At 72.5% G+C, this 18,803-nt stretch carries 14 protein-coding genes and 1 riboswitch; of the genes, 7 read left to right on the forward strand and 7 right to left on the reverse strand.

All coding sequences use genetic code 11. The features are described 5' to 3' along the window. Positions 1-164 precede the first annotated feature (164 nt). Complete coding sequence (locus AMIR_RS15740; protein WP_280956297.1) at positions 165-572, forward strand: pentapeptide repeat-containing protein; 408 nt, start codon at positions 165-167, stop codon at positions 570-572. Positions 573-590: 18 nt separating this feature from the next. Here the strand turns inward: AMIR_RS15740 and AMIR_RS15745 are convergent, their stop codons facing one another. The 3 genes from AMIR_RS15745 to AMIR_RS15755 all read right to left on the reverse strand — a co-directional run bounded on the left by AMIR_RS15745 (position 591) and on the right by AMIR_RS15755 (position 3,687). Beyond that, positions 591-1,736, reverse strand: coding sequence for an ArsB/NhaD family transporter (locus AMIR_RS15745; RefSeq protein WP_015801951.1), 1,146 nt, complete (start codon positions 1,734-1,736; stop codon positions 591-593). Further along, a complete protein-coding gene (locus tag AMIR_RS15750) occupies positions 1,733-2,908 on the reverse strand; it encodes a metallophosphoesterase (RefSeq protein WP_015801952.1) in 1,176 nt (391 codons plus the stop codon). Before AMIR_RS15750 ends, AMIR_RS15745 begins: the two co-directional genes overlap by 4 nt. A gap of 110 nt (positions 2,909-3,018) precedes the next feature. Beyond that, complete coding sequence (locus tag AMIR_RS15755) at positions 3,019-3,687, reverse strand: TetR/AcrR family transcriptional regulator (protein ID WP_015801953.1); 669 nt, start codon at positions 3,685-3,687, stop codon at positions 3,019-3,021. 289 nt (positions 3,688-3,976) lie between these two features. On the opposite strand from AMIR_RS15755, the gene AMIR_RS15760 reads away from it, so the two are divergent. Then, positions 3,977-5,125 carry a ricin-type beta-trefoil lectin domain protein gene (locus AMIR_RS15760; protein ID WP_015801954.1) on the forward strand — a complete coding sequence of 383 codons (1,149 nt, stop codon included), beginning with the start codon at positions 3,977-3,979 and terminating at the stop codon, positions 5,123-5,125. Between the two features lie 37 nt (positions 5,126-5,162). Here AMIR_RS15760 and AMIR_RS15765 read toward each other — a convergent pair whose 3' ends face one another. Further along, on the reverse strand, positions 5,163-6,143 hold the full coding sequence (locus AMIR_RS15765; protein ID WP_143760744.1) for a hypothetical protein: 981 nt from the start codon (positions 6,141-6,143) through the stop codon (positions 5,163-5,165). A 59-nt stretch (positions 6,144-6,202) separates the two neighbouring features. Further along, positions 6,203-7,375 (reverse strand): TRAFAC clade GTPase domain-containing protein, encoded by a 1,173-nt coding sequence (locus AMIR_RS15770; protein WP_143760745.1) that lies wholly within the window; start codon positions 7,373-7,375, stop codon positions 6,203-6,205. A gap of 229 nt (positions 7,376-7,604) precedes the next feature. Beyond that, a riboswitch (cobalamin riboswitch) is annotated at positions 7,605-7,824 on the forward strand. Positions 7,825-7,966: 142 nt separating this feature from the next. Between AMIR_RS15770 and AMIR_RS15775 the strand changes: the two genes are divergently transcribed. The 3 genes from AMIR_RS15775 (at position 7,967) to AMIR_RS15785 (ending at position 13,332) form a co-directional block, all read left to right on the forward strand. Further along, complete coding sequence (locus tag AMIR_RS15775) at positions 7,967-10,819, forward strand: ribonucleoside-diphosphate reductase subunit alpha (RefSeq protein ID WP_015801957.1); 2,853 nt, start codon at positions 7,967-7,969, stop codon at positions 10,817-10,819. Next, positions 10,816-11,892: a ribonucleotide-diphosphate reductase subunit beta gene (locus AMIR_RS15780; protein ID WP_015801958.1), complete on the forward strand. Its 1,077-nt coding sequence runs from the start codon at positions 10,816-10,818 to the stop codon at positions 11,890-11,892. Before AMIR_RS15775 ends, AMIR_RS15780 begins: the two co-directional genes overlap by 4 nt. 201 nt (positions 11,893-12,093) lie before the next feature. Continuing rightward, positions 12,094-13,332 carry an Nramp family divalent metal transporter gene (locus AMIR_RS15785; RefSeq protein WP_015801959.1) on the forward strand — a complete coding sequence of 413 codons (1,239 nt, stop codon included), beginning with the start codon at positions 12,094-12,096 and terminating at the stop codon, positions 13,330-13,332. Between the two features lie 51 nt (positions 13,333-13,383). Here the strand turns inward: AMIR_RS15785 and AMIR_RS15790 are convergent, their stop codons facing one another. Together AMIR_RS15790 and AMIR_RS15795 are read right to left on the reverse strand one after the other, a co-directional pair. Then, the gene (locus tag AMIR_RS15790; protein WP_015801960.1) at positions 13,384-14,598 is read right to left on the reverse strand and encodes a helix-turn-helix domain-containing protein; all 1,215 of its coding nucleotides are present in this window, start codon (positions 14,596-14,598) and stop codon (positions 13,384-13,386) included. Then, positions 14,595-15,398, reverse strand: coding sequence for a hypothetical protein (locus AMIR_RS15795; protein WP_015801961.1), 804 nt, complete (start codon positions 15,396-15,398; stop codon positions 14,595-14,597). The genes AMIR_RS15790 and AMIR_RS15795 overlap by 4 nt, the downstream gene beginning before the upstream one ends. A gap of 199 nt (positions 15,399-15,597) precedes the next feature. On the opposite strand from AMIR_RS15795, the gene AMIR_RS15800 reads away from it, so the two are divergent. Together AMIR_RS15800 and AMIR_RS15805 are read left to right on the forward strand one after the other, a co-directional pair. Then, the gene (locus AMIR_RS15800) at positions 15,598-17,814 is read left to right on the forward strand and encodes an MMPL family transporter (protein WP_015801962.1); all 2,217 of its coding nucleotides are present in this window, start codon (positions 15,598-15,600) and stop codon (positions 17,812-17,814) included. Positions 17,815-18,015: 201 nt separating this feature from the next. After that, entirely contained in the window at positions 18,016-18,741 is a 726-nt protein-coding gene (locus AMIR_RS15805; protein ID WP_015801963.1) for an SGNH/GDSL hydrolase family protein, read from the forward strand. Positions 18,742-18,803 lie beyond the last annotated feature (62 nt).

Raw genomic sequence — 18,803 nt, forward strand, 5'->3', positions numbered from 1 at the left:
CGAGGACGAGCCCGACCACCGCGCCACCGCCGTCGCGCTGCTCTGCGGCGCACCCACCGCGCCGCCCAAGCCGTCCTCGCCCGCCACCTGCGCCCCGACAGCCCGGCCGACCACTGGCCCGGCCTGCCCCTCGACCTCGCGGACACCCCCTGACCGGCCTCGACCTGTCCGGCTGCCGCGTCGAGGACGGCTCCACCTTCCAGGGCGCCACCCTCGCCGACAGCCGCTTCACCGGGGCGGTCTTCGCCGGGGGCGCGGTGTTCGTGGGCGCGGCGTTCACCGGGAACGCGGACTTCGCCCGCGCCGCCTTCCACGGCGAGGCCGAGTTCACCGGCGCGGACTTCGACGGCCCCGCCGCCTTCGCCCAGGCCCGGTTCACCGGCGGCGTGCGGTTCGACGACGCCCGGTTCGCCGGGCTCGCCCTGTTCCGGGCCACCGGGTTCGCGGGCACCGCCTCGTTCGGCGACGTCACCTTCGCCGGGGCCGCGCTCTTCCACCGGGCCCGCTTCGACGGCGAGACCTGGTTCGACCGGAGCCTGTTCCTCGGCCGCGTCGACTTCAGCCGGGGCTGACGCTCACCCCGTCAGCCCTCACCCCGTCAGCCACAGCGCCCCCGTCGCCGCCGCCACGGTCAGCACCGCCACCAGCACCCCCGACGCCACGAACCGCGCCATCGGCACCCGCACCCCGGCCCGCGCGCACGCCTCCAGGCAGATCAGCGTCGCCAGCGACGCCCACGGCAGCGCCACCGACCCGGCGTTCACCCCGATCAGCACCGCCAGCAGGTGGTCCGCGTCCGCGCCCGGCAGCGCCGCCTCCACGGCCGTGTAGGCGGGCAGGTTGTTCAGCGCGTTCGCCAGCCCCGCCGACACCGCCGCCGTGCGCGCCAGACCGGTGCCGACCAGCGCGCTCACCGCGTCGCCCACCCCGTGCAGCACCAGCGCGGGCACCAGCAGGAACAGCCCCGACACCAGCACCAGCAGCCGCCACGGCACCAGCGACGGCCGCAGCACCGACCGGTCCAGCGCCGCGAACGCCGCCACCAGGGCCAGCGCGATCCCGGCCGCCACGAACGCGATCCCGTCGTGCACGAACGGGATCGACGCCGCGAACAGCAGGCACGCCGCCAGCGACACCCCGAACAGCCGCCGGTCGCGCGGGCGCACCGGCTCCGGCACCCGGTACGGCTCGACCTTCCGCCAGTGCAGCACCCACAGCACGGCGGCGGTCACCAGCACCGACGCCAGCTGCGGCGCCCACATGCGGGCCGCGAAACCGGTCGCGGTCAGCCCGATCCGGTCCGCCGCCAGCAGGTTCGTCAGGTTCGACACCGGCAGCAGCAGGCTCGCGGTGTTCGCCAGCCACACCGCCACCATCGCCAGCGGCAGGCCCGGCACGCCGGTGCGCACCGCCAGCGCCAGCAGCACCGGGGTCAGCAGCACGGCGGTGGTGTCCAGGTTCAGCAGCGCGGTCAGCGTCGCCGCGAACAGCACGCACAGCGCGAACAGCGCCCACGGCCGCCCGCGCGCCGCGATCGCCATGCCGGTCGCGGCCACGTCGAACACCAGCGCCTCGCGCGCCAGCTCCGCGATCACCACGACGCCGGTCAGGAACAGCAGCAGCGGTGCGACGCGGGCCAGGCTCGCCCACGCCTGGTCGCCGGGGAGCCAGCCGGTGGCCACGCACGCCACCCCGGCCAGCAGCACCCCCGCGGCGACCTTGTCGCCCGGCTTCACGCCGCGCGCAACGTGAGCAGCGAGACCTCGTTCGGCGCGAACACGCGGAACGGCGGCCCCCAGAACCCGGCGCCCCGGCTGGTCCACAGCTGGGTGCGCTCGCCGTGCCTGCTCAGTCCGGACAGCACCGGCTGCTGCAACCGCACCAGGAGGTGGAACGGCCAGATCTGCCCGCCGTGGGTGTGCCCGGACAGCTGGAGGTCCACGCCCGCCGCGACGGCCTTGCTGATCTCGCTCGGCTGGTGCGACAGCAGCACCACCGGGACGCCCTCGGGCGCCCCGTCCAGCGCGGCGGCCAGGTCCTGGCGGTGGCCGGGCTCGCCGGAGTGCGCGGCGGTGATGTCGTCCACGCCCGCGAACACCAGGCGGGCGCCGTCGCGCTCCAGCACGCGGTGCTGGTTGTGCAGGCTCGTCCAGCCCAGCTCGGCCAGGTGCTCCAGCCAGGCCTGCGCGTTGGACAGGTACTCGTGGTTGCCGGAGACGGAGAACCGGTGCGGCGCCTGGACGTCACCGAGCGGGGTGGACTGGCCGCGGCGCTGCTCGACGGTGCCGTCGGCGATGTCTCCCGCGTGCACGACCACGTCCGCGCCCAGCCCGTTGACCCGCTCGACCAGGCCCCTGGACCACGCGGAGCGGTCGATCGCGCCGTAGTGGGTGTCGGCGATGACGGCGATGGTGAGGCCGTCGAACGCCCTGTCCAGCCGGGGGAGCACGACGTCGGCGCGGCGCACGGGCGGCACGCGCATCGCCTGGCGGTTGCCCCAGAACGCGATCACCACGATCAGGACCAGCAGCAGCACCGCGACCACCCTGGCGCGCAGCGGGTTCTCCACCCCGGCCACGGCCAGGACCAGGCGCAGCAGGTCGGTCACCAGGGTCCACGCGAACGCGATCCACACCAGGCCGAGCAGCAGGTGCGCCAGGCGGGTGGTGCGGTCGGTGCGCTTCGCGCCCAGCGAGCGGACCATCAGCAGCGGGAACGCCACGTACGCGCCGCCGATCACCAGCGTGCCGACGGCGGTCACCGGCCACGGCCACTGGGCGCTGGGCGCGAGCAGCCCGAACCAGGGGACGGCGAACAGCAGCGTGGTGATCGCGATCAGCACCGCGGCGAAGGTGATCCGCCGCCGGGCGCTGCGGTGGGGCGCGGGGGGTTTGGGTGGTGCTGACATGACGGCTCCTGGTTAACGAACCAACGGTCCTGCTATCTGCGGAGCGTACGGGAGCCTCCCAGGGCTGTCAGCACGCGTGAGCGGGTGCGGCGGTCCCCGTGGCGAGCGGGTCAGCTCGCGCGGGCGGCCAGGCCGATCAGCTGGTTGACCAGGCTCTCGGTCAGCGCCGCCCGGAACACCTCGTCGGCGGCGGGCAGCCCTAGGTCGGCGCTCGCCCGCGCCACCTCCTCGGTCGGCCTGGCCCGGCCCCACAGCCCGGCGGTCACCACCACGACCGACTCCGCGAAGTGCCGCGTGCCCGCCGCGCCCAGGTGCGGCAGGCGCTCCGCGACCAGCCCTGCCAACCGGTCGGAGCGCCGCCCGGCCGCCGCCGCGAACCCGCGCGCCACGTCCACGTCCACGTTGCGCTCCAGCACGCTGGCCATCGAGCCGAACAGCTCGCACAGCGGCGGATCGGCCACCAGCGCCCCGGCGACCGCCGTCGCGACCGCGACCGCCCGCCCGTACGGCACCGGCTCCGGCGCGCACGAGCGCAGCACCGGCTCCAGACCGTCCAACCAGGACGACCAGCGGCGCCGCAGCACCTCCAGGTAGACGGCCTCGCGGGTGCCGAAGTAGCGCAGCACGTTCGACTTCGCCAGGCCCACCCGGCAGCTCAGCTCGCGCAGCGTGATCGCGTCCAGCGGGCGCTGCTCCAGCGCGGCCTCGGCGGCGTCCAGGATGGCGGCCCTGCGCGCCTGGACCTGCTCGGGCCTGCGGGCGCGCTGGAAGTCCACCACGGGGGCAGGTTACCGCCGTGCTGCGGACGACAACAGAACGCCGTTCCGCTGTGCGGTCTGCGTTCGCCCGATTCGGGGATCTCGGTGCCCCGCCCCACGTGGTTACTCTCCGAACACGACCGAGAGCGGGGACGTGGTGGCGATGGGCTGGACGGGCAGCGCGGGGCGCGGTGGCGGAGCGGAACCGGCGCGTGCCGCGACGGGGGGCGGCGGCGGATTGGTGCGAACGGGGACGGGGCGTGGACCGGGCGGGAGAACCACACCGGATGAGCCGCGGCACGGGTTCGCGGTGCGGCGGTCGGTGGTCCCGCGCCGCTGCGCGCCGCGTCGTCTGAGACGCACGGGGGCGCTGCTGGCGGCGCTGTGCGCCACGGCGGGCCTGGTCACCGGCACCGCGTCCGCCGAGGTGGCGGGGGCCGTGGTGGGCCGGGTGTGGTTCGACCGCGACGGCGACGGCGCGCGCGACCCGGAGGAGCCCGGCCGGGCCGGGGTGGTGGTGCACGCGCTGGGCGTCCTGGCGTTCCGGACGACCACGGACGTCAACGGCGAGTTCCGCGTCCCGCACCTGCCGGTGGGGGAGTACCGGCTCACCGCCGAGTCCGAGGGCTACGAGGTGATCGGGGCGCGCGAGGTCGTCGTCCAGGTCGGCGCCGAGCCGGTGGACGTCGGGTTCGCCCAGCGGGGCGGGGAGATCAGCGGGTACGGCTGGTGGGACAGCAGCGGCAGCGGGGCCTTCGACTCGGGCGAGGGCGTGGTCGCGGCCACCTGGAAGATCGCCGGGTTCAGCGACTACGAGGGCTGGGTGAGCAGGCAGGTCTCCGCCCCCGGCCAGTACGCGTTCCGCGACCTGCCCGCCGGGGTGTACCGGGTGGAGGTCGACGGCCCCGGCTGGCCGACGAAGTACCGCGCGGACAAGGACATGCGCAACTCCGACGTCCTCGGCGTGCCGCCGTCGACCGTGCCGATCCGGGTCGCGGAGGGGCAGCGCTACCCGTACGTGTCGGCCGGGTTCACCGGGACGAGGCGGGACGTGGAGCTCACCAGGGGCATCCGCACCTGCCTCGACCAGGAGCACCCCGGCGGCTCGCCGACGAACCGGGTCGGCGCGTGGGAGTGCCACGGCGGTGCGAACCAGCGGTGGGCGCTGCACTGGCTGGGGCTGGACCGGGTGGCGGTGGTGAACGCGGCCACCGGCGACTGCCTCGACCAGGAGACCCCGGCGGGCGCGCCGACCAACGTCGTGGGGGCGTGGGGGTGCAACGGAGGGTCGAACCAGAAGTGGGTCATCGGCAGCTCGGCGTACGACCGGCCGGAGCTGCTGGTGAACGCGGCGAGCGGCATGTGCTTGGACCACGAGCACCCGACCGGGACGCCGACGAACCGGGTGGGGGCGTGGTGGTGCAGCGGGGCGGTCAACCAGGAGTGGGACATCCGGTAGGGGCGCGGGGCCGTCCGCGTGGGCGGCCCCGCGCGGTTCACTCGAAGGTCAAGCCCCGCAGGCACAGTTCGGTCCTGGAGGAAGGCCGGACCGCGATCGAGCGCACTGCGCCCAGGTCCACCTCGGGCAGCGTCCACGCTGAAGGTTCCTCGCGGTCCGGCGTGGCGGCGCGCGTTCCACCGGAGTCGTCGGTGAGCACGACCGCCACCTCTCCGGTCGAGTCGAGGTCCAGTCGCACGCGTGAGAACTTGGACAGGTCCACGTGCTTCCGATCCGACCCGTCCCAGCCCACGCGCAGCTCCGGAGCCTCCTCTCCGGTCCAGCTCACTAGCGCGCCTCGACAGGTCGCGTCCCAGCGGAGGTCTACGCCGTCCGCCGGGGTGAGCGTGGTGCGCACACCCTCGTCCAGCTGGTCGGGGGACAGCAGGCAGACCGCCGTTGAGCAGGCTGGCGGCGCGGATGTCACCGAGTTAGTGGGTGGAGCGGAGGCCACCTCGCCAGGAAGGCGCAAGTGGTTGAGTGTCACGGTCAAGCCACTCAGTAGCACTGACCCGAGGGTGGCTAGCAGGAAGAGCCGGTCGACCCAGCGCCTTCTGCGCCAAGGACGCTTCGATCCGGTTCTGCTCGTTGGCACCAGCTTTCCGGCTTGCCTTCCCTGCCCGATAAGTTTCAGCGGTCCCGACGCCGTCGTCGTGTAGTCCTCCTCCAGCACCCAGAACTCCCGGTACGCCGGGACCACGTCCCGGTGCGCGCGCTGCAGGTCTTGGGCACAGGGGTGCGGAGCGTTGGACGGGATGACGAGACCTTCGGTGAGCAAGATCGTCCGGCCCGCGCGGTCCCTCAGTGGTCCTTCGCCCTCCAGGCCGAAGTCCGCCGCACGTGCCGCCACCACCACCGCCACCGCGAGGTGCTGGCCGCCGGGCAGCGCGTAGGTGACGACCTCGCCCTCGCCTGCGCGACCGCTGACGGCGTCCAACTCGGCCTCTGTGCCTGCTGTGATCATGAATCCGGGCGCCACGACCACACGGTGCCCGGCCCCGCGCACCCGCCCGATCAGGAAGGGCCACCCCAGGGCGCTCACGGGCGCTCCCGGTGCTTGAGGTTCTTCGACACCCCGTCGTCCGAGAGCCTGCGCAGGTAGCGCACCACCTTGTCCAGGTCCTGCCGCTCGCGGTCCGCTGTCCGATGAGGAGAGTCGCCACCACCCTGCCCTGGCCTGAGCTCGACCTGCACCTCCCCGCCGGGGAGCAGCGGGAACGAGATCGTGATCATGCCCAGTAGTGCCCCCACCGACAGGAAGAAGGCGGGGTAGTCCCCTGCGGAAGCCTTCTCCTGGTTCGCGCGCAGCCGTTCCACGTTGGCCTCCAGCACGTCGCGCAGCGCGTGCGCGAAGGGGGTGGCCGCGTTGAACGGCTCCCAGTGCAGCCCGCGCTCCTCGGCCTTGAGCGCCTTCCCGTCCACGTCGTGCGACAGGTAGCCGTTCATCCCGAACGCGCTCACCGGGATGATCCGCAGCACACCGCCGCACTGGTCGCGGAACTGCTGGAACGGTGGGAACCGGTTGAGGCGTTCCACCACCTCGGCCAGTGTGTGCAGCTCGGCGATCAAGTCCCACTTGGTGATGACCAAGTGCACCACTTTTTGCGGTGCATGGGTCAGCAGCAGGATCAACTCGCTCAGTTCCGGGAAGAACTTCGGGTCCTTCCCGTTCTTCATGACCTCCAGCACTCGCTTCCCGTCGAGGACGCCCATCAGCACGTCGGCTCGGTCCAGCGACTCGAGCACCTCCTTGGACGGTTCCGCCTCGCCGGGGTGCAGCAGCCTGTTCGCGTGCTCGCCCGCGTAGTCGAGGAAGCTCAGGCCGCACACATCGCGGGTTGTGCCATCGGCATCCTTGACCACGAAGGTGAAGTCCAGGTCGACCGAGGTGCCGAGCTGGTTGCTCGGTGGCAGTTCCACCCCTGGCTGCTCCAGCGCTGTGGTCAGTTCCAGCACGTGGGGTGCGGTGTTGTCATCCGCTTTAAGCACCACTTGGTCGCGGCCCCCGTAGGCCAGTGCGCGGTAGACCGCGGCGAACAGGACGGTCTTGCCCGATTCCGGCAGCCCGAGCAGCATCACCTGGACGGTCCGGTGGCTCATGATCGCCTGCTTGCGGTTTCGCCGCTGCTTCAGCAGCGTGGCCAGATAGCTGATCGACAGCAGGCTAGCGACGGGTATCACATAGGCCTGAAGACTTTCGGTCATCGGCATCCTCCCCACGTATTGCTGGGGACTTTAGACGCAGGTCTGAAATACCATTTTTCGGGATTCAGAAATACTTTGAAAGGTTATTTATAGACATTTTCGAGACAATTTACTCCTGAATTTGATCACGCTTCGAGTGTGCATCCACTACTTTCCGTCACCGGTTCGCGTGATACCCCACCCCCGCCCCGACGCGCCGATGTGGGGGTGTCATCCGCACCCCTCCACAACATGTAGTGTCTCGCCCGTCAGCGGTTCGCCGCTCCCTCCCGAGGGGGCGGCGAGGCAAGAGGGAACCCGGTGCGAATCCGGGACTGCCCCGCAGCGGTGAGTGGAAACGACCGCCGTCACACAGCACTGGGCCCGTTCCGGGCCTGGGAAGCGACGGCCAGTAGGTCCGGTGGGAACACCGGGTGTCCACGAGTCCGAAGACCTGCCGCCGACGCGCGCGCCGAGCCCCTCGGCGCGCGCTCGTCCGGGGCCTCGTGGGAGGGCCTTCGCGGACAGCCGGCGTGCGCGTTCCCCCGCGTCCCGGCTGCGGCGCGCCCCCCTCGCGAGCACCCCGGCGGTGTCCGGCTCGCGAGGAGAGAGAGGGCTGTGCCAACCACAACCACACCCGCCGCTGTCGCCAAGGCCCCGGTTCGGGTGGTCCGCCGCGACGGCGCGGTGTCGGCGTTCGACGCCACCAAGGTCTCGGTGGCGATGACCAAGGCGTTCCTGGCGGTGGAGGGCGACGGCGCGGTCGCGTCGTCCCGGCTGCACCCGCTGGTGGAGGAGCTGACCGGGCAGGTCGAGGCCGCGCTGCTCAAGCACGTGCGGCCCGACGTGGCCCTGCACGTCGAGCAGATCCAGGACCAGGTCGAGCTGGTGCTCATGCGCGGCGGGCACCACGCGGTCGCCCGCGCGTACGTGCTCTACCGGGAGGAGCGCGCCAAGGTCCGCGCCGCCACCGCGAGCGCGCCCGCCCCGACCATCCGGGTCACCCACCCGGACGGGCAGGTCACGCCGCTGGACTGGGACCGCGTCGCCGCCGTCGTGGCCGAGGCGTGCGCCGGGCTGACCGACGTCAGCGCCGACACCGTCCTGGCCGAGACCCGCCGCAACCTCTACGACGGCATCACCGTCGACGAGCTGGCCACCGCGCAGATCATGGCCGCCCGCACCCTCGTGGAGACCGAGCCGGACTACTCGTTCGCCTCCGCCCGGCTGCTGCTGGACAAGCTCCGCCGCGAGGCGCTCAGCCACGTCGCGGGAGAGCCCGTGGAGGCCACCGGCGAGCAGATGTCCTACGTGGACTACTTCCCGGCGTACGTCGAGCTCGGCGTGTCCGTGGACCGGCTCGACCCCGAGCTGCGGACGTTCGACCTGCCCCGCCTGGCGGCGGCGATCAGGCCCGAGCGGGACCTGGCGTTCGACTTCCTCGGGATGCAGACCCTGTACGACCGCTACTTCCTGCACGACGACGGCGTGCGCTACGAGCTGCCGCAGGCGTTCTTCATGCGCGTCGCGATGGGCCTGGCGCTGCGCGAGGACGACCGCGAGGCGCGCGCGATCGAGTTCTACGGGCTGCTGTCCTCGTTCGACTTCATGTGCTCCACCCCGACCCTGTTCAACTCCGGCACCACCCGCCCGCAGCTGTCGTCCTGCTTCCTCACCACCGTGGACGACGACCTGGACGCGATCTTCCGGGGCTACCGCAACAACGCCCTGCTGGCCAAGTACTCCGGTGGCCTGGGCAACGACTGGACGCCGGTGCGCGGCATGGGCGCGCACATCAAGGGCACCAACGGGCAGTCGCAGGGCGTCGTGCCGTTCCTGAAGATCGCCAACGACACGGCGGTCGCGGTCAACCAGGGCGGCAAGCGCAAGGGCGCGGCGTGCGCGTACCTGGAGACGTGGCACGTCGACGTCGAGGAGTTCCTGGAGCTGCGCAAGAACACCGGCGACGACCGGCGGCGCACCCACGACATGAACACCGCGAACTGGGTGCCGGACGAGTTCCTGCGCCGGGTCGAGGCGGACGCCGAGTGGACCCTGTTCTCCCCGGACGAGACCCCGGACCTGCACGAGCTGTACGGGACCGCGTTCGCGCAGCGGTACCGCGCCTACGAGGAGGCCGCCGACCGGGGCGAGATCCGGGTGCACCGCAGGGTGCGCGCGGTCGACCTGTGGCGGCGGATGCTGACGGTGCTGTTCGAGACCGGGCACCCGTGGATCACGTTCAAGGACCCGTGCAACGTGCGCTCCCCGCAGCAGCACGCCGGCGTGGTGCACTCGTCCAACCTGTGCACCGAGATCACGCTGAACACCAGCGCCGACGAGGTCGCGGTCTGCAACCTCGGGTCGATCAACCTGGCCAACCACGTGACGCCGACGGGCCTGGACCGGGACCGGTTGGCGCGCACCACCCGCACCGCCGTGCGGATGCTCGACAACGTCATCGACATCAACTTCTACACCATCCCCGAGGCGCGCCGCTCCAACCTGCGGCACCGGCCGGTGGGCCTGGGCCTGATGGGCTTCGCGGACTCGCTGTTCGTGCAGCGCATCCCCTACGCCTCAAGCGAAGCGGTCGAGTTCGCGGACCTGAGCATGGAGCTGATCAGCTTCCACGCGCTGGACGCGTCCGCCGACCTGGCCGCCGAGCGCGGCTCGTACGAGTCGTTCGAGGGCTCGCTGTGGAGCCGGGGCGTGCTGCCCATCGACTCGATCGCGCTGCTCGCCGACGCGCGCGGCGGCGCGCTGGACATGGACACCTCCAGCACGCTCGACTGGTCCTCGGTGCGGGACAAGGCGCGGCGCGGGATGCGCAACTCCAACGTCATGGCGATCGCGCCCACCGCGACGATCTCCAACATCTGCGGCGTCGGGCAGTCCATCGAACCGCTGTACCGCAACCTGTTCGTCAAGGCGAACATGTCCGGCGACTTCACCGTGCTCAACCGGCACCTGGTGGCCGACCTCAAGGCGCGCGGGCTGTGGGACGCGGCGATGGTGTCGGACCTGAAGTACTTCGACGGCGCGCTCACCGCGGTCGACCGGGTGCCCGCCGAGCTGAAGGCGTTGTACGCCACCGCGTTCGAGCTGTCCTCGGACTGGCTGGTCGAGGCGGCGTCGCGGCGGCAGAAGTGGATCGACCAGGCGCAGTCGCTGAACCTGTACCTGGCCGCGCCCAGCGGTCGGGCGCTGGACGAGCTGTACCGGCTGGCCTGGCGCAAGGGGCTCAAGACGACGTACTACCTGCGCTCGGCGAGCGCGACGCACGTGGAGAAGTCCACGCTGCGCGGCACGGACGGCAAGCTCACCGGCGTCACCCTGCCGCCCGCCGCCGCTCCTGCCGCACGCCCCGCGGCGTCGTCCCCGTCGCCCGCGCCCGTTCCCGAGCTGGTGCTGCCCGCCGAGGGCGCGGCCTGCTCCATCACCGACCCCGACTGCGAGGCCTGCCAGTGACCACCACCCCCGACGCCGCCGACACCACGGGCCTCGGCGAGATCGAGCGCGGCGCGGGCCGCGTGCACGTCGACGACAAGGCGATGATCAACGCCCGCGCCGACGTGAACCAGCTCCTGCCGCTGAAGTACCACTGGGCGTGGGAGAAGTACCTCGCGGGCTGCGCGAACCACTGGATGCCCACCGAGGTGTCCATGCAGGCCGACATCGCCCTGTGGCGCTCCCCGAACGGCCTGACCGCCGACGAGCGGCACGCGATCAAGCGCAACCTCGGCTTCTTCGCGACCTCGGAGTCGTTGGTGGCCAACAACGTCGTGCTCGCGGTGTACCGCAACATCACCAACCCCGAGTGCCGCCAGTACCTGCTGCGCCAGGCGTTCGAGGAGGCGGTGCACACCCACACCTTCGAGTACATCTGCTCCTCGCTCGGCCTGGACGAGGGCGAGCTGTTCAACATGTACCGCGAGGTGCCGTCGATCACCGACAAGGCGGCGTGGGCGCTGAAGTACACGAAGTCGTTGGAGGACCCGGAGTTCCGCACCGGCACGCCCGAGGCGGACCAGGCGTTCCTGCGCGACCTGGTGGCGTTCTACGTGGTGTTCGAGGGCATGTGGTTCTACACCGGGTTCGCGCAGATCCTGTCCCTGGGGCGGCGCAACAAGATGGTGGGGATCGCCGAGCAGTACCAGTACATCCTGCGCGACGAGTCGATCCACCTGAACTTCGGGATCGACGCGATCAACCAGATCAAGATCGAGAACCCGCACCTGTGGGGCGAGGCGTTCCAGGCCGAGGTGCGCACGATGCTCGCCGAGGCGTGCGAGCTGGAGATCGCCTACGGCCGCGACACGATGCCGAACGGGCTGCTCGGGCTCAACGCCGAGCTGTGCGAGCAGTACATGCGGTTCATCACCAACCGCAGGTGCGCGCAGCTGGGGTTGGAGCCGGTGTTCGCGGCGACCGAGAACCCGTTCCCGTGGATGTCGGAGGCGGTGGACCTGAAGAAGGAGAAGAACTTCTTCGAGACCAGGGTCACCGAGTACGCCTCCGGCGGCACGCTCGACTGGGACTGAGCTGCGCCGAGCCGGACCTGCGCCGCGCCGGACCCCGGCCGGGTCGAGCCGGTCTGGTCCGGTGGCGTGATCCGGGCGGGGCCGTCGCCTTCGGGTGGCGGCCCCGTCGCGTCCCGCGGGGCGGACCGGGGGAGTGGCCTGCCCGCGTTGCTGCCAATAATGTGCAACAGCCAATCAAGTGCAACTGGAGGGAGGGGCGCCGTGGCGACCACCCGCGCCACCCGTGCCACCCGCGCGACCCGGCTCCGCTCGGGAACCGCCCTGCTCGGGCCCGCGTTCGTCGCGGCCATCGCCTACGTCGACCCCGGCAACGTCGCCACGAACACCGCCGCCGGGGCCCGGTACGGGTTCCTGCTGGTCTGGGTGCTGGTGGCCGCGAACGTCATGGCCGGACTGGTCCAGACCCTCTCCGCCAAGCTCGGCCTGGTCACCGGCCGCTCGCTGCCCGAGGCGGTGCGCGACGGCCTGTCCAGGCCCGCGCGGTTGGCCTACTGGGCGCAGGCCGAGGGCGTGGCCGTGGCCACCGACCTGGCCGAGGTGGTCGGCGGCGCGATCGCCCTGAACCTGCTGTTCGACCTCCCGCTGCTGCTCGGCGGGGTGATCACCGGCGTGGTGTCGACGGTCCTGCTGGTGCTGCGCGACCGCAGCGGGCAGCGCGCGTTCGAGCGGGTGATCACCGGGATGCTGCTGGTCATCGCCATCGGCTTCGCCGCGGGCCTCCTGCTCTCCCCGCCGCCCGCCGAGGCGCTGGGCGGGCTGGCGCCGCGCTTCGACGGGGTGGACAGCGTGGTGCTGGCGGCCGGGATGCTCGGCGCCACGGTCATGCCGCACGCGGTGTACGTGCACTCGGCGCTCGCCCGCGACCGGCACGGCCAGGCCACCGGCGACGCCCTGCGGCGCCTGCTGGCGGCCACGCGGGTGGACGTGGTGCTGGCGATGGTCGTGGCGGGCGCGGTGAACCTGGCCCTGCTCCTGCTCGCGGCCACCGCGCTGCGCGACGTGCCCGGCCTGGACGGCCTGGACCAGGTGCACGCGGCCATCGGCGACGCGCTCGGGGGCGGGGTGGCGCTGCTGTTCGCGGTGGGCCTGCTGGCCTCGGGCCTGGCGTCGACGGCGGTCGGGTCGTACTCGGGGGCGGTGGTGCTGGAGGGCCTGCTCGACGTGCGCGTCTCGCTGCTGACCAGGCGCCTGGTGACGCTGGCGCCCGCGCTGCTCGTGCTCGCGGTGGGCGCGGACCCGACGCGGGCGCTGGTGTGGTCGCAGGTGGTGCTCTCGTTCGGCATCCCGTTCGCGCTGGTGCCGCTGGTGCGGCTGACCTCGTCGCGGGCGGTGATGGGGGAGCACGTGAACGGGCGCGGCACGGTGGTCGCCGCGTGGGGCGCGGCGGGGGCGGTGATCGCGCTGAACGCGGTGCTGCTGGTGCTGCTGGCGATCGGTTGACCGCGAGGGCCGGCGCCTGGGCGGGCGGCCCCGTCCAGGCGCCGCCCGGCGTCAGTTCGACCGCGCGGCCCGCCTCGCCCGCCTGTCCAGGAGCGACAGCACGCGCGGGCCGTCGCGGTGGTCCGCGCTTCCGCCGTCCGACGGGGCGAGGTCGGCCCACGGCTGCTCGGGCGTCCGTGACGTGATGGTGTGGAACAGGTCGACCGGCACCCGGCACTGCGCGACCAGGCTCCCCTCGTCGATCCCCTCCTGCGCGAGCAGCTCCACGGCGCGCGGCAGCAGCGACGGCTGCTCGATGGCGTCGACCAGACCGGGCTCGTTCCGCCGCCACCCCCTGGTGGAGATGGTCGTCATGGCGTTGCGGTAGGACACGTCGCCGAGCTTGCCGAGCCAGCGGGCCCGGTAGAGCAGGGCCTGCATGTTCACCCCCCACTGCTCCTTCGTCCTGGCCAGCGACCGCCAGACGTCGCCGCCCATCGTGGCCGGGAGCAGGTCCAGCACCTGGTCGGCGGGCGTCAGCAGCTCGGCGGCGAAGCGGTGCGCCTGCTCCTCGACGATCCGGCCCCCCGGTTCGGCGTCGCCGTGCATGACGAGGTGCCCCAGCTCGTGCGCCACGTCGAAGCGCTGGCGGTAGTAGTCGCGCTTGATCGGGTTCAGGACCACGACCGGGCGCAGCCGGGTGTCGAAGGAGTAGGCGTCCACGGACGCCGTCTGCTCGGGGCTGAAGACCACCAGCACCCCCCGGTTCTCCAGCAACCGGATCAGGTGCCCCACGGGACCGTCCGCGACGCCCCAGTGCCGCCTGACGAGCCGCGCCGCGCGCTCGGGGCCGTCGCCGTCCCGGTCGTCGACCGCCACGGGCAGGCTCGGCACGTCGGGTTCGGGGAACTCGACGTGCCGCTCCAAGCCCGCCGCGATGTCCACCGCCAGCCGCCCGTAGGCGTAGGCCTGGTCGCGGGTGAGCTGGCTGGTCGAGCGCAACGAGCGGAAGTGCGGCGCGCTGCCGAGCGCGGTCACGTCGTCCGGGCGCACCGCGAAGAACCCCGGCTCGACCGACAGGCCCAGCGCCAGCTGGGCCACGGTCGCCGCGGTGGGCCGCTTCGCGCCGGACTCCCAGGCCGCCACGGCGGTCGGGCTCTTCTCCACTTTGTTGGCCAGGTCGCTCTTGCGCAGCCCCGCGAGGTGACGGGCCAGGGTCAGGCGGGTTCCGTCGAAGAGCGCGGCGGCGTCCGCCGCCCGGTCGGTCGTCGGTGTACGAGAACTCACCTCTCACCACTAGCACGATCACCGCGGCGCTCTTCACCCCGGTGCCGCAAGCGGACCCGCGCGTCCGGGACCTGGTTCGGCCCCTGGGGAGGCGGTGCGCCGACCACCCGTCGTCCGCCGCCCGAGGGCGGCAGGCTCAGCAGGTCCTGCGACCAGTGCCACGCCCGGCCGCCGCCGGAGTTCAGCCTGGGGCGGCCCAGCACCAGTTCGAACTCCCCGCTGACCTGGTCGAGGCTGTGCGCGACGACGAACGTGGTCAGGTCCGCCTCGTCGGCAACGTGCAGGACCGACTGCAGGCCGCCGATCTCCTCGTCGGCGAAGTCGTCGAAGAGCGAGGGCTGCGACGGCTCGGGGTTGTGCTGGCGCGCCACCCGCTGCTTCGTCGGGCTCTTCCGGGGCCAGGGCATCCGGTCGAGCCCGCCGAACGGGCCTGAGGCCAGCAGGAACCGGTGCTCGTCGAGGGCCCAACCGGGGCTGTGGTTGAGGTTGGAGCGGCGGACCAGGTCGGACGGCAGGTGCGGCATGGTGCGGACGTCCCGGTAGGACAGTTCGGCGTGCAGCAGGTCGAGGTGGGCGTTGTCGTCGCCGGAGGGGACGGCGTAGCGCTCGCAGGCGAACACCCGGTCGAGCCGGTCGCGGAAGTAGGTGAACCTGGTGTTGCCGAGCCAGGCCGCGTCGAGGCCGTCCGCCTCGGAGTAGCCGCTCAGCGCTCGTTCGGTGGCGGACAGGTAAGCCCAGCGCACGGCAGCCAGAACGCCGGTCTCGCGCAATCGCGCGATGACCTCCTGCTGTTCTTTCATGGCGCTGAAGCTACACCATGACCAGTAATCGATGCGCTGAAATGAACCACTGCGATGTGCTCGGGTCGACTTTCGTCTCCACCCACCCAGGTGACCCCCACCGTCCACACCGGACCAATCACCGGAAAGTGTCCGTTCACCGATCCCCTCCGGCGGGGAATTCTGATTCGGGACATCAGGTGGTGAAAGGACCAGTGGCATGGCGACCTTCCTGCACCGGCTCGGCTTGGCCTCGTACCGGAACCGGGGGGCGGTGGTGTTCGCCTGGCTCGTGCTGCTGATCGGGCTCGGGGTCGGGTCCGCGGTGTTCGCGGGCAAGACCGTCACCACGTTCTCCATCCCCGGACAGGAGTCCACCATCGCCCTGGAGCGGATGCGGGCCGAGTTCGGGAGTGGGCCCTCCGGGGCGTCCGCGCAGGTCGTGGTGCGCGCGCCCGAGGGCGCCCGGATCACCGACCAGGCGATCGCGGGTGAGGTCACCACGCTCGTCGGCGCCCTCGACAAGCTCCCCGGCGTCACCTCCGCGACCAACCCGCTCAACCCGGCCGCCCCCGTCGTCTCCGCCGACCAGGCCGTCGCCTACAGCACCGTCACCTACGAGGCCCAGGCCCCCGACATCACCGACGAGCAGCGCAAGGCCCTGCTCGACGCCCTCGACGGGGCCCGGCAGGACGGGCTCACGGTCGAGGTCACCGGCGAGGCCACCAGGGAGGTCGTCGGGATCGGCGGACCGGCCGAGGTCATCGGCGTCGTGGTCGCCCTGCTCGTGCTGGCCCTGACCTACGGCTCCCTGGTCACGGCGGGCATGAACATGCTCACCGCCGTCGTCGGCGTCGGCATCGGCGCGCTCGGCATCACCCTGCTCACCGGGTTCGTCGAGCTCCAGTCGACCACCCCGATCCTGGCGGTGATGCTGGGCCTGGCGGTCGGCATCGACTACGCGCTGTTCATCGTCACCCGCTTCCGCCACGAGCTGCTCGACGGCCGCGACGTGCCCTCCGCCATCGCGATGGCCGTCGGCACCGCCGGGTCCGCCGTGGTCACGGCGGGCATCACCGTCGTCATCGCGCTGACCGGCCTGGCCGTCGCGGGCATCCCGTTCCTCACCGAGATGGGCGTGGCCGCCGCCGCCACCGTGGTGGTCGCGGTGCTGATCGCGGTCACCCTGGTGCCCGCCGCGCTCGGCTTCATCGGCCGCCGCGCCCTGCCGCGCCGCCTGCGCTCGGGCGCCCGCCCGGTCGACCGGGGCGTCTACCGCCGCTGGGCCACCACCACCACGAGGAACCGCTGGCCGGTGCTGCTGGTCGCGGTCGCCGCGCTCGCCGTCGTGGCCGTCCCGGCGTTCTCCATGCAGACCAGCCTCGCCCAGCGCCCCGCCGAGGGCAGCACCCAGGCCAGGGCCGTCGAGATCGTCTCCGAGCACTTCGGCCCCGGCTTCACCGGCCCGCTGCTCGTGCTCGTGGAGGGCGACGAGGTCGCCAGGCACGCCCTGGAGGTGTCCAGCCGCGCCAAGGAGCTCGGCGACGTCGCCGTCGTCGGCCAGGCCCAGGTCAACTCGGACGGCACCGCCGCCCTGGTCAACGTCGTCCCCGCGTCCGCGCCGGACAGCGCCGAGACCATCGCCCTGGTCGACGAGCTGCGCTCGGCCGTGTCCGGCGTCGACGGCGCCAGGGTCTACGTCACCGGCACCACCGCCGTCGGCGTCGACGTCTCGCACCGCCTGGACGAGTCGCTGCCCACCTACCTGGTGCTCGTCGTCGGCCTGGCGCTCGTGCTGCTGGTCCTGGTGTTCCGCTCGCTGCTGGTGCCGGTGGCGGGCGTGCTCGGGTTCCTGCTGACCGTCGGCGCCTCGCTCGGCGCGACCACCGCCGTGTTCCAGTGGGGCTGGCTCAAGGACGTGGTGCGCGCCGAGACCACCGGGCCGCTGATGAGCCTGGCCCCGATGATGGTCACCGGCATCCTGTTCGGCCTCGCCATGGACTACCAGGTGTTCCTGGTGTCCCGGATGCACGAGGCGCACGCGCACGGCGCGTCGCCGCGCGAGGCGGTCGTCACCGGGTTCCGGCAGGCCGCGCCGGTCGTGGTGGCCGCCGCCGCGATCATGTTCGCGGTGTTCGCGGGCTTCGTGCCCGAGGGCGAGGCGACGATCAAGCCGATCGCGTTCGCGCTGGCCATCGGCATCCTGGTGGACGCGGTGGTGGTGCGCATGGTGGCGATCCCGGCCGCGCTGGCGATCATGGGCTCGGCCGCGTGGTGGCTGCCCCGGTCGCTGCGCTGGCTGCCTGTGCTGGACGTGGAGGGCGCGGCGCTGGAGCGCGGGGGAGCCTCGGCGGTGCCGCAGCAGGACCGCACCGAGCCCGCGGGCGCGGTCGGCGCGCACGAGGAGGACGCCGGGCACGACGTGCCCAGCCGCTGAGCCGGGAGCGGGGCGGGAGCGCTGCTCCCTTGGGGTGGGCCGCGCGCACACCCCGCAGCGAATCCGTGGACATCCCCGGCGAGCCGTCCTTACATTGGCGGCCAAGCGTTCTCGGCGCGCACGATCCGGGTGGGGCAGTTCGCCGAACCGCCGCCTCGAGCCGTTCTTCCCCGGTGTGCTTGGGGAAAGGCGGTTCCGACCATGGGGTTCTCACCCCGGAATGCCCTGTTATCCGCGCTGCTCGTCCTGGTCACAGCCCTGCTCGGGTCCCTGCTGGTCGCCCCCGGCGTCGCCGCCGCCGAGTCGAACGGCGGCACCCGCGTCATGCCGCTCGGCGACTCGATCACCGACGGGTGGAACGTGCCCGGCGGCTACCGGGTCGGCCTGTGGCGCAGGCTGGTCGACGAGGGCTACTCGGTGGACTTCGTCGGCTCGGGCTTCAACGGGCCGCCGGAGCTCGGCGACCACGACCACGAGGGCCACCCCGGCTGGCGCATCGACGAGATCCACGCCAGGGTCGACGGCTGGCTGCGCGCCACCAGACCCAGGGTGGTGCTGCTGCACATCGGCACCAACGACATCGGGCAGGACTACGACGTCGCGAACGCCCCGGCCAGGATGCGCGCGCTGCTCGACCGCGTCCAGCTCGCCGCGCCCTCGGCGTGGGTGTTCGTCGCCCGGATCACCCCGATCGACGACCCGGTGCTGGAGGCGCGGGTGCTGGCGTTCAACGCCGCGCTGCCGGGCGTGGTGGCGGACCGGCGGCGGGTGCGGCTGGTCGACATGCACGACGGGTTCGTCCCCGGCGACCTCGCCGACGGCGTGCACCCGTCCACCGCGGGCTACGACAAGATGGCCGCGCGCTGGCGGGCCGCCCTGGCCGCCGTTCCGGAGAGCCTGCCGAGGACCCCGGTCCTGACGGGCTGACCAGCGGTTTCCCGTGCGATCGGGTGGGCGGCGGCGGTGCGGTGCTGCCCACCCGAAGCGGA

The organism is Actinosynnema mirum DSM 43827, assembly GCF_000023245.1.
Taxonomy (GTDB): Bacteria; Actinomycetota; Actinomycetes; order Mycobacteriales; family Pseudonocardiaceae; genus Actinosynnema; species Actinosynnema mirum.